This is a genomic window from Natrialba swarupiae (assembly GCF_008245225.1).
GTDB classification, from domain to species: domain Archaea; phylum Halobacteriota; class Halobacteria; order Halobacteriales; family Natrialbaceae; genus Natrarchaeobius; species Natrarchaeobius swarupiae.
Genome location: NZ_VTAW01000073.1, coordinates 1 through 1,375 on the forward strand (window position 1 = coordinate 1; position 1,375 = coordinate 1,375).

At 55.2% G+C, this 1,375-nt stretch carries 1 protein-coding gene; it reads right to left on the bottom strand.

The annotated features are described in order from the left end of the window. Positions 1-194 precede the first annotated feature (194 nt). On the bottom strand, positions 195-1,307 hold the full coding sequence (locus tag FYC77_RS19960) for a transposase (RefSeq protein WP_149083235.1): 1,113 nt from the start codon (positions 1,305-1,307) through the stop codon (positions 195-197). Positions 1,308-1,375 lie beyond the last annotated feature (68 nt).

The window sequence follows — 1,375 nt, forward strand, 5'->3', positions numbered from 1 at the left end:
ACAGTAGTTGCCGAAACAACGGACCAAACCACCTGAAACTCTTTGATTCGTTACGGTAGTTGGTGGCACTAGCGTACGATAGCTGAAGCGGCACGATCAAGGAAGCGAAGGAGCGCCGTACAGCGGCGCTCCGACGCGTTGTCACTCACTTTGCTTCTTCTTGACCGATCTTCTCGGTCGGTGTAGAGAGCGGTCTATCCGTAATCAGTCAAGAGCACGAATTCACGGAATATCTTCGTCGAGATCGGTGGTTTTCCAGGAATCGTCCCCTCTGTGACGAGAACGTTCGCCAGAACCCAGAGATTGTACAGCGCAACTGCGAACAGAAAGTAGAACAGTCGCACCGAGAACGTCGGCGACGACGTTCTCGGAAGAAAGTCTCCGATTTGGCGATAGGAGGTTTCAATTCCCCAGCGACGGCGGAACGCCGCCGCGTACGCTCGGGCGGCCTCAGGTGTAATCTCGAGGTTTGTAACGAACCACACGGATTCGTCCTCTTTTGAACGATGAGGGACTGCAAAGACGGTTACTGGAACTGATGCGGTCGGTTTCCGTTTTCGTTGCATGAGATAGTCGTCGACGACCGTCTCAGCATCGGCGCTGAGACGGGCTTCCATCCCTTTGCTCGGACGTGCACGGACGATATAGTCGACGTCGTGCTGTTCGAGTTCCGCAACGACGTGAATCTGGTAGAACCCTCTATCGAGGAAGACGTGTCTGATCGAGACGTACTCTTGTGCGGTTTCGAGCAGCGAGCGAACGGCTTCGCGTTTTTCGCGAAATCCGTTCGCCTCCAGCGCCAGCACGTCGAGTGTAAATCGTGTTCCCGGTGCGACGATACAGATCGTCGCAAAACAGTACGTTCGATTTGTTCCTTGATCGGGATAGGTGAGTAGGACGTGATCAGTGTCCGCATCGCCGTAAAAACGCCATTCGTGGAGGTCAATCGCAACATCAACGTAGTCGGGTAACAGCCGTTGTTTTCGGAGGATCTCGAAGAGGTCGTCGCGGACGCCATCGAACTGGCCGTCGATGGCGTCCGCCTCCAAGTTTCGGAGATGGTAGAGGAGCGATTTTGCGAGTGCGTTGCGAGCCGTCGACGTCACGTCGACGGGCTCGCCGTCATCGAGTTGGCACGTTTTCCCAGCTGTGTTGGCAAATTCCTGTTCGAAGGCGACACGAGAGAGAAGCTTCTCGAAGTCCTCTCTCGTATAGCTCCCACAGGACTTGATGCCAAAGTCAAGTGCTGGATACACGACGGTAGAAGCGGCGCGACAGACCTGTTTTGCTTCGGTCGTCTCGACCATAGCCACCCTACCAGCGACGTCGCAAATTAGGTTCGGCGTCTACTGTTCAGGGCGGGGAGGATGTCAAC

Excerpts from the sequence above, each read along its gene's own strand:
- FYC77_RS19960 (WP_149083235.1), bottom strand. The coding sequence starts at position 1,307 with ATGGTCGAGACGACCGAAGCAAAACAGGTCTGTCGCGCCGCTTCTACC.